Genomic DNA, 9,864 nt, shown 5'->3' on the forward strand with positions numbered 1-9,864 from the left:
CGGCGGCTACGGGGACGAGCCTCGCTATGGTGCCGTCCATCCCCGCGAGTTCGACCGGGCCGAGCGGGGCGGGCCGCGCTTTGGATCGTGGTTGCGCAACTCCACCCGCGGAGCGCTGGCGATGGACCCGCGCCGGATGGCGATGATGTTCGAAGAGGGCCACCCGCTGTCCAAGATCACCACGCTGCGGCCCGCCCCGCTCGGCCCGGTCGAACTCGCGGGGATGGACGGCACCATAGCGAGGCTCGTCCCCGTAGCCGCCGCGATAACCACCCGGCGGCGGGTAGTCGGCGGGCTCGCGGCGCGGATCGTCGTAGTCGTCTTGCTCGTAGCGACCGTATCCGTCGTCAAATCGGGGCCGCGGAAAACCACGGGACGGCGCGTGGTCGTCGTAATACTCGTCCTCGTAGTCATCCATTGGAGCCATACCGAAATAGGCCTTGACTTTGTGCAGTGTGCTCATTGCGTTGACCCTTCTAGCCCCTGGGAGTACTGGTGTTAGTGATAAAGCTGTTACTGCAGTGACTACTTACGGTGACGGTAACCGGCGGGGACCCATTAGCGCGGTACCGACACGCACACATGTCGAACCGTGTTTGACGGCAATTTCGAAGTCGTTCGACATGCCGGCGGACAGCCCGACCGCGTCGCGATGCGTTTCGAGTACCCGCCGATGTTCGGATCGGAGCCGGTCAAAGGCCTCATCGGGATCCGCGTTCAGCGGCGGAATCCCCATCAACCCGACCAGGTCCAGGTTCTTCGACTCCTCGACCTGGGCGCACACCTGATCGACGGCCCCAGGTCGGGAAATGTCGACGCCGCCGCGAGACTCGTCACCGTCCAGGCTGACCTGAACGTAGATCCGCATCGGGTCGGTGCGGCGACCCTCGGCCAGCGCCGCGGCCACTCCCTTGTCGAGCGCGGTCACCAGGTGCGCGCTGTCGACCGAGTGAGCGGTGTGCGCCCAGCGCGCCACGGATCGAGCTTTGTTCCGCTGAATATGACCGACCATGTGCCAGCGCGGATTTCCCACGTTCGCCCGCGCGGACGCCGTCAACAACCGAGTGACTTCGGCGACTTTCGCGGTCGCTTCCTGGTCTCGCGATTCGCCAACGGCGCGGCAACCCAATCGGGACAAAGTCACAACATCGGTTGCTGGAAAGTATTTGGTAATAGGCAGAACTTCGATTTCACCGACATTGCGGCCGGCCGCTTCTGCCGCCGCTGCAAGGCGGGAGCGCACCGACGCCAATGCGTGGGTCAATTCCGATTCGCGGTCGCTTCCGCTTTTTGGGGCTGGTGCTCTTACCGCCATCGCGGTCACTCCATCCAGACCATGGAGGCCAGTCGCCCGGTCGGCGCATCCCGTCGATGACTGAACAACGTCGGGTCGTCCACCGTGCACCGCGGATCGATGTCGATTGCCGTAACGCCCAAATCCCTTAGCTGGCAAGCGATTCCGGCCCGCAGATCCAAGCCCGGAGTTCCAGCGGCGGTGGTGGTCCGGCTGCCCGGCAGCGCAGCTTCCACTTCGTCGGCCATCGCCGCGGGCACTTCGTAGTTGCGGCCACTGACCGCCGGGCCCAACAGAGCCGAGATGTCTTCGGCCCGCGCTCCAAGCTTCAGCATCGCCTCGACGGTCCGCACCACCACACCGCGCTGCGCGCCGACCCGGCCGGCGTGGACCGCGGCGGCCACACCGGCACGCGCGTCGGCCATCAACACCGGCACGCAGTCGGCGGTCACCACCGCCAGCGCGAGTCGGGCCGTGCGCGTCACCAACGCGTCGGTGTCGTCGACCGCGGTGTCACGCGCCCCGTCGACCACCTCGACCCGGTCACCGTGGACCTGGTTCATCCACACCACCCGGCCGGGGCGCAGGCCGACGGCGGCGGCCAGCCGAGCCCGGTTTTCGGCCACCGCCGCCGGGTCGTCCCCGACGTGGTCGCCCAGGTTGAAGGTGTCGAACGGCGGCTTCGAGACGCCACCGGCGCGGGTGGTGGTCACCCGCCGAATGCGAACGCTCACGTGACCAGTATCCGGATTCCATTGTCGGCCAGGCGGCCCCGACTGCGCCGGTCGGGGTTCCAGGGTCACGGGCATGGTCTCAGCGGCGCATGAACGGCGGCACGTCGACGTCATCGTCATCGCCGCCGATATTCAAAGTCGACCCATTGGTGTGTACCGGCACACTGACCGCGTCGACCGGTTCGAACAAAGTCGAGGTCAGCTTGCCGGCCTTCGCCGATTCGATCCGGTGCGCACCGCCGGTCTTCTCCTCTTTATCGGCACTAACCCCGATAACCGGCTTGCGACTGGGCCCCGCCGCGTCGAACCCCGCGGCGATGACGGTGACGCGCACCTCATCGCCCAGCGAGTCGTCGATGACGGTGCCGAAGATGATGTTGGCTTCCCCATGGGCGGCGTCCTGCACCAGCGAGGCCGCCTCGTTGATCTCGAACAGACCCAGATCGCTGCCGCCGGCGATGGACATCAGCACGCCCTGCGCGCCCTCCATGGACTGTTCCAGCAGTGGCGAGTTGATGGCGATCTCGGCGGCCTTGAGCGACCGGCCTTCGCCGCGGGCCGAGCCGATACCCATCAGGGCGGTGCCGGCGCCCGACATGATGCCCTTGACGTCGGCGAAGTCGACGTTGATCAGTCCCGGGGTGGTGATCAGGTCGGTGATGCCCTGCACGCCGTTGAGCAGTACCTCGTCGGCGCTGCGGAACGCGTCCATCAGGGATACCGCGGCGTCGCCCATCTGCAGCAGGCGGTCGTTGGGGATGACGATCAGGGTGTCGCAGCTCTCCCGCAGCGTGGCGATGCCGCTCTCGGCCTGCGTGCCACGCCGCTTGCCCTCGAACGAGAACGGCCGGGTGACCACACCCACGGTCAACGCGCCCAGCTTGCGCGCGATGCTGGCGACCACCGGCGCGCCGCCGGTGCCGGTCCCGCCGCCCTCACCGGCGGTGACGAAGACCATGTCGGCGCCGCGCAGCAGTTCTTCGATCTCGTCCTTGGCGTCCTCGGCGGCCTTGCGACCGACTTCCGGGTCCGCCCCGGCACCCAGGCCGCGGGTCGAGTCGCGCCCGACGTCCAGTTTGACGTCGGCATCACTCATCAACAGCGCCTGGGCGTCGGTGTTGATCGCGATGAACTCCACGCCTTTGAGGCCTTGTTCGATCATCCGGTTGACGGCGTTGACGCCGCCGCCACCGATACCCACGACCTTGATGACGGCCAGGTAGTTATGCGGGGGGGTCATCATTCGTCTTCCTCCCTGATGGACTTAGTTCTCCCGGCGGTGGGCTCCTCCGGACGTTCGCGGCCTTCCCGGCAAACTCTCAACCTCAACCATAGAGTTAGAGTTATGTCAAGTAGTTCCGCGCAACCAGAACGGTATGGGTATGGCGCGCCCTAACCCGGCAGGCGCGCCGACACGCGTCCCGCAAATTTTGGGCAATTCCCGCGCGCGCGTCGGCGTGAGCGCTGTTCGACGGCGGATCGCGCCGCGCGACGTGACGAAGATCGCTACTTGACCGTCGGCAGGTCGGGGCTGGACACGTCGTAGGTCTTCCCGGGCTGGGTCAGCAGGGCGGCGAGTTTCTCGGCCTTCTCGTCGGTGCGGTCGGTGGTCCCCCAGATCACCACCCGGCCGTCGCCCAGCGTCAGGGTGATCGAGGCCACCGAAGGCGCCGCGATCCGCCCCACCTGGCCCTCGACCTCGGGCCGCAGCGCGGTCAGCACCTGCAGGGCGGCCTTGGTGGTCGGGTCGTTCGGCCCCGGGTCGGTGACGTCGAGGTACGGCAGCGCCGGTGGCGGCGGCCCGGTCGCAAAGTCCACGCCATCACGGTCGAACAGGTGCGGTCCGTCGGGAAAGTCCTTGACCGCCACCGGGAATCGCTCGACGATGGTGATCCGCAGTGCCGACGGATACTGGCGCTGCACGCGCGCGCTGGCCACTCGCCGGATCGCCGCCACCCGGTCGGCGACCTGGCTGGTGTTGATCTGCAGCAGCGGCGTTCCCGGCCGCACCCGCGCCGCATCCAGGACCTCGTCGCGGGTCACCACTCCGGTGCCGACGACGACGATGTTGCGGGCCGCCATCGCCGGCGTGAAATAGAGGATCAACGCCAACCCGATGCCGACAATCACCATCAGGACCGTCACCAACAGCATCTTCAGGCCCCGGACAACGCCCCGCGCAACGGGTTTGGGCTCGTTGATCAGCCGTCCGCTGGCCCGGCGTTTCGCCTCGCGGCGCGCTTCTTCGATGGCGGTGGCGCGGGCTTGCGCGGCCCGGCGTTCGGCACGTTCCCGCCGGGCCCGCCGGCGCGGCCCCTCGACTTCGGCCTGATCGGCTTCTTGATCGGCCTTCGGGACGGTTTCCGGCCGGTCCGCGCTGGTGCCGGTGATGAGCGGTTCGGTGACCGCGCTGTCGTCGGCGCGGCCCGATGGCAGCTGAGCTCCGGCCTGATCCCCGACCATATTGACCGGCGCGGGATCGTCCGGCTGCGTCATCGCAACGCCCCGGGGGCGCCACGGTTGGCCCGCACCCGCAACGCCGTGACGATCTCGGGCCCCAGCAGCGTCACATCGCCGGCTCCCATGGTGACGATGACGTCGCCGGGCCGGGCCACCGCGGCCACCTGCTCGGCGGCGGCCGAGAAATGCGGGAGGTAGCGCACCGGCACGCTGACGTGCTCGGCGACGCTGGCCCCGCTGACGCCGGCCAGCGGTTGCTCGCGAGCGCCGTAGACGTCGAGCACGAAGACCTGGTCCGCCGCGTCCAGCGCTTGTCCGAACTCCTCGGCGAAAGCCTTTGTCCGCGAATATAAATGGGGCTGGAACACGGCGATGCTACGGCCGTCGCCGGTCTGCTCGAGCAGGGTGCGCACCGCCGCCAGCGTGGCGACGATTTCGGTGGGGTGATGGGCGTAGTCGTCGAACACCCGCACCGACGCCGCGCTGCCGACCAGTTCGAATCGTCGGCGCACGCCCTCGAAGCCGGCCAGCCCGTCCAGCACGGCGTCGGCCGGGGCGCCGATCTCGATCGCCGCCAGCAGCGCACCCATCGCGTTGAGGGCCATATGACGCCCCGGCACCGACAACCGCATCACCCGTGGGTGCTGCTCGCCGGCCAACTGGATCTGCGCGACCGCTTCGATGCCCTGCTGTTGCCAGGACAGCAAGGTGGCGGCCAACTCGTCACCGAACTGCGGCGACCCCTCTGCCGGCGAGGAGCCGTATCGCAGCACCCGGATACCGAGTTCGGCCGTGCGCCGCGCCAACGCCGCGGCCCCCGGGTCGTCGACGCACACCACCAGTGTTCCGCCGGGGGCCAGCCGCTCGACGAAGGCGTCGAATACCGCGACGTAGGCGTCGGCGCTGCCGTAGAAGTCCAGGTGATCGGTCTCGATGTTGGTGACCACGGCGACGTTGGGCGTGTATTCCAGCAGCGAGCCGTCGCTCTCGTCGGCTTCGGCGACGAAGCAATCGCCGCTGCCGTGGTGGGCATTGGTTCCGGCCTCGCCCATCTCACCGCCGACCGCGAAAGACGGGTCGCGTCCGCAATGCTGCAGCGCCACGATCAACATCGACGTCGTCGTCGTCTTGCCGTGTGTGCCGGTGACCATCAGCGTGGTGCGCCCGTCCATCAGCTTGGCCAGCACGGCCGGCCGCAGGATCACCGGAATGCCGCGCCGCCGCGCCTCGACGAGCTCGGGATTGGTTTTCGGGATGGCGGCATGGGTGGTGATGACCGCGGTGACGCCGCCGGGCAACAGATCCAGCGCGGACGCGTCGTGCCCGATGTTGATCTGCGCGCCCCGGGCGCGCAGTGCATGGATGCCGCGCGACTCCTTGGCGTCCGAGCCGGATACCAGGCCGCCGCGGTCGAGCAGGATGCGGGCGACGCCCGACATGCCGGCTCCCCCGATGCCGACCATGTGCACCCGCTGCAGCTCGGGCGGCAGCTGTTCGGTGTTCACGGCGTGCCTCCGGCCGCCAAGCGGCCGAGCTGCGCCTTTCTGGCGATGTCCAGCGCCGCCTGGGCAACCCGGCGGGCCGCGTCGGGATGCCCCACCCGTGCGGCGGCGGTGGTCATGGCCGCCAACCGCGGCGGATCGCCCATCAGCCCCGCCACTTCCCGGGCGACCAGTTCGGGCGTCAGATCGGCGTCGGCAACGATCATGCCGCCGCCGGCGTTGACCACCGGCAGCGCGTTGAGCCGCTGCTCGCCATTGCCGATCGGCAGGGGCACGTAGATGGCCGGCAGGCCCACCGCCGAGACCTCGGCGACCGTCATCGCGCCGGACCGGCAGATCACCAGGTCGGCCGCCGAATAGGCCAAATCCATCCGGTCGAGGTAGGGCACCGCCACGTACGGCGGATCGCCCGGTTGGGGTTCGCGCAGCTCGAGCGTGTTCTTCGGGCCGTGCGCGTGCAAGACGGCCACACCCGCGGCGGCCAGCTCGGCGGCGGCCCCGGAGACCGCCCGGTTGAGTGAGGCCGCGCCTTGCGAGCCGCCGAAGACCAGCAACACCCGGGCGTCGTCGGTGAAACCGAAGTGGCGACGGGCTTCGGCGCGCAGCGCTGCGCGGTCCAGCGCGGTGATGGCCTCGCGCACCGGCACCCCGACCACCTCGGCGCGGGGCAGCCCGCAATCGGCCACCGCGGAGAGCACCCGCTCGGCGCTACGCGCGCCGACCCGGTTGGCCAGCCCCGCGCTGGCGTTGGCTTCGTGGATGACCACCGGCACCCGCGGTTTGCGCGGCGACACGCCGCGAGCGGCCAGATACGCGGGCAGCGCCACATACCCGCCGAACCCGATCACCACGTCGGCGTCGACCGCGCGCAGCACCGCACGGGTTTCCCGGACGGCCCGCCACACCCGCGACGGCAACCGGGCCAGGTCGCCACTGGGCTTGCGGGGCAACGGCACCGGCGTGATCAGCTCGAGGTGATAGCCGCGCTCGGGCACCAGCCGGGTCTCGAGCCCGCGGGCGGTGCCCAACGCGGTGATCCTGACCTGCGGATCAAGTGCGCTCAGCGCGTCGGCGACGGCCATCGCCGGCTCGACATGGCCGGCGGTGCCACCGCCGGCCAGCACCACCGACAGCGAAGGAAAAGACGGCAACGCGGCACCGGCGGGCAAGGGGTTTGCCCCCCGCCCGCCGGTCGGCTGCTTGACCGTGTCGTTCACCCGTAACGCTGACCTTCCAATGTGCGAGCGCGTCGTCCCTGACTCAGGCCGGCACCCTGACTGGCATAGCGCTGGCCAGATACATGATGCCTCGCCCGTGAACGGGCGTTACCCCCAGTCTGGCGGGCCGGTCGGCCGGCCTTTCGCGGTGGTGCTTGCCGCAGCGGTCCATCGGCCTTGCGCGACGGCTTTCGCCCGGACGACCCGGCGCCCTTGCGCGACGCCTCAGCCGATTTCGAGGCCGATTTCGGGCGGGCGCGTTTGCGGTCGCGGAACGCCTCCAGCCGCGTCGGCGAATACGGCTCGGGCAGCGGCAGCCGCAGGATCCGGTTCACCTTGTCGTCGCGGCCGGCCCGCAGCGCGGCCACCGCCTCGGGTTCGTGACGGGCCGCATTGGCCATGATGCCGATCATGAAAAGCGTTGCGGCTGTGGATGTTCCGCCAGCAGAGATGAGCGGCAGCTGAATACCCGTGACCGGGAGGATGCCGATCACGTAACCGATGTTGATGAACGCCTGGCCCAGCACCCACATCGTGGTGGTGGCGGTCAGCAGCCGCAGGAACGGATCGGCGGAGCGGCGGGCGATCCGCATCCCGGTGTAGGCGAACAACCCGAACAGCACCAGCAGCGCGAACGCGCCGATGAAGCCGAGTTCCTCGCCGATGATGGCGAAGATGAAGTCGTTGTGGGCATTGGGTAGGTAGTTCCATTTGGCCACGCCCTGGCCCAGACCGTCGCCGAAGATACCGCCGTGGGCCAGTGCGAATTTCGCCTGCCGGGCCTGATAACCGGTGTCCTGCGGGTCGTTTTCGGGGTTGATCCAGGACCGCACCCGGTCCGACCGGTACCCGGCCGACATGGCCAGCACCGCGCCGGCCACGAAGACCGCCATCAATGAGGTCACGAACACCCGCAGCGGCAGGCCGGCGTACCACAGCAGGGCCAGCAAGATGATGCCCAGCGACACCGTCTGCCCGAGGTCGGGCTGCGCCACGATCAGCGCCAGCGCGATCACCGCCGCGGGCACCAGCGGAATCAGCAATTCACGCAGGCTCGTCCGCTCCAGGCGGCGGGCGGCGAGCATGTGCGCGCCCCAGATGGCGAAGGCGATCTTGGCCAGCTCGGACGGCTGCATCGAAAAGCCCGCGACCACGAACCACTTACGAGATCCGTTGGCCAGGTTGCCGATACCGGGAACGAGCACCAACACCAGCAGGATGACCGTGACGACGTAGCCGGTGAATGCGACGCGCCGGATGAACCGCACCGACATCCGCAACGACGCGTAGCAGGCGACGAGCCCGATCACCGTCCACAGCACCTGCTTGCCGAAGATGATCCAGGCCGATCCGTCGGCGTCGTAGGACCGCACGCCCGACGCCGACAGCACCATGATCAGGCCGAGCGTCGTCAGCAACCCGGCCACCGCGATGATCAGGTGGAACGACGTCATGGGCCGGCCCAGCCAGGCCCCGAACCGGCTGGGTGAACCGCCCTCTTTGGCTGCGGCCTTGTCCTTCTTGGTTTTGTGTTGCTGGTCGGCCTTCTTCTCGGCCCTGGTTTCCGCGCTGTCGTCCGTGGCGTCGGCGTCGTCGGCCGGCCCGGGCGCTTCGGCGGCGGTCTCGGCGGCGTCTTTACCCCGGCGCAGCAGCCGGGTCAGTGCGTTACCCACGCCTGCCCTACCGGATCGCTGCGCGCACGGCGGCCGCGAATGCGTCGCCCCGGTCGGCGTAACTCGCGAATTGGTCGAACGATGCGCCCGCGGGTGCCAGCAGGACGGTGTCACCGGGCGTCGCCACGGTCCGGGCCGCGGCCACCGCCGCCTGCATGACCGCAGTGCCCAAATTGCCGCCCGATTGTTTCACTTCTGTCACATCTGCCCCAAAAACCACAGCAGTCGCATCCATACCAGCATCCTCGCCTGTCACAACGTGGAGCACGGGGACATCCGGCGCGTGTCGCGATAACGCCTCTGCAACCTCTTGCCGATCTTGGCCGATGAGCACCGCTGCGACCAGCCGGGACGCCATCCTGGCGACCTGGGCGTCCAGCGATGCGCCCTTGAGCAGACCGCCGACGATCCAGACGACTCGCGGGTAGGCCAGCACCGATGCCTCGGCTGCGTGCGGATTGGTGGCCTTGGAGTCGTTGACGTAGGTGATTCCGCCGTCGACGGCCACGACTTCGGCCCGGTGCCGGCCGACCTGGAAGGAGGCGACCGCGGCCGCAATCGCCTCGGGCGGCACGTCGACGCAGCGCGCCAGGGCGGCGGCGGCTAGCGCGTCGAGCACCCCGACCGGGCCCGGCACCGGGATGGATTCGACCGGCAGCAGGGTCAGGTCGTCGGCGAAGGCGCGGTCCACCAGATGGCCGGCGCGCACGCCCAGCTCCCCCGCCGCGGGTTCGCCCAAGCGGAAGCCGACCCGTACCGGCGCCCGGGCGGTGTTCAGCAGCGCGGCCGCCCGGTCGTCGTCCAGGCCGACCACCGCCACCCGGCCATCGAGCACCCGCGCCTTCGCCGCGGCGTAGGCGGCCAGGCTGCCGTGCCAGTCGAGATGGTCTTCGGCGATGTTGAGCACCGCGCCGGCCTCGGGCCGAAGCGAAGGCGCCCAATGCAATTGGAAGCTGGACAGCTCGACGGCCAGTAGGTCGCCGG

The 9,864-nt window shown here is 69.2% G+C and carries 8 protein-coding genes and 1 pseudogene; all 9 read right to left on the reverse strand.

Translation table 11 applies throughout. The features are described 5' to 3' along the window. A pseudogene (locus tag A5625_RS30655) lies at positions 1–463 on the reverse strand (hypothetical protein); the annotation flags it as partial. Between the two features lie 66 nt (positions 464–529). Next, entirely contained in the window at positions 530–1,315 is a 786-nt protein-coding gene (locus tag A5625_RS03395) for a YggS family pyridoxal phosphate-dependent enzyme (protein WP_066989060.1), read from the reverse strand. A gap of 5 nt (positions 1,316–1,320) precedes the next feature. After that, the gene (gene pgeF, locus A5625_RS03400) at positions 1,321–2,028 is read right to left on the reverse strand and encodes a peptidoglycan editing factor PgeF (protein WP_066989048.1); all 708 of its coding nucleotides are present in this window, start codon (positions 2,026–2,028) and stop codon (positions 1,321–1,323) included. 79 nt (positions 2,029–2,107) lie between these two features. Further along, complete coding sequence (gene ftsZ, locus A5625_RS03405; protein ID WP_066989058.1) at positions 2,108–3,268, reverse strand: cell division protein FtsZ; 1,161 nt, start codon at positions 3,266–3,268, stop codon at positions 2,108–2,110. Between the two features lie 266 nt (positions 3,269–3,534). After that, positions 3,535–4,524, reverse strand: coding sequence for a cell division protein FtsQ/DivIB (locus A5625_RS03410; RefSeq protein ID WP_082984248.1), 990 nt, complete (start codon positions 4,522–4,524; stop codon positions 3,535–3,537). Then, positions 4,521–5,993 carry a UDP-N-acetylmuramate--L-alanine ligase gene (gene murC, locus A5625_RS03415; protein WP_066989050.1) on the reverse strand — a complete coding sequence of 491 codons (1,473 nt, stop codon included), beginning with the start codon at positions 5,991–5,993 and terminating at the stop codon, positions 4,521–4,523. The genes A5625_RS03410 and murC overlap by 4 nt, the downstream gene beginning before the upstream one ends. Continuing rightward, on the reverse strand, positions 5,990–7,207 hold the full coding sequence (gene murG / locus A5625_RS03420) for an undecaprenyldiphospho-muramoylpentapeptide beta-N-acetylglucosaminyltransferase (RefSeq protein WP_066989052.1): 1,218 nt from the start codon (positions 7,205–7,207) through the stop codon (positions 5,990–5,992). Before murG ends, murC begins: the two co-directional genes overlap by 4 nt. Further along, the gene (gene ftsW / locus A5625_RS03425) at positions 7,204–8,880 is read right to left on the reverse strand and encodes a putative lipid II flippase FtsW (protein ID WP_066989054.1); all 1,677 of its coding nucleotides are present in this window, start codon (positions 8,878–8,880) and stop codon (positions 7,204–7,206) included. Before ftsW ends, murG begins: the two co-directional genes overlap by 4 nt. A gap of 7 nt (positions 8,881–8,887) precedes the next feature. Then, positions 8,888–9,864: UDP-N-acetylmuramoyl-L-alanine--D-glutamate ligase (murD, locus tag A5625_RS03430; RefSeq protein ID WP_066989056.1), on the reverse strand; the 977-nt coding region annotated here is incomplete at its 5' end.

The sequence above is a fragment of the Mycobacterium sp. 1465703.0 genome (assembly GCF_001672975.1).
In the GTDB taxonomy this organism is placed as follows: Bacteria; Actinomycetota; Actinomycetes; order Mycobacteriales; family Mycobacteriaceae; genus Mycobacterium.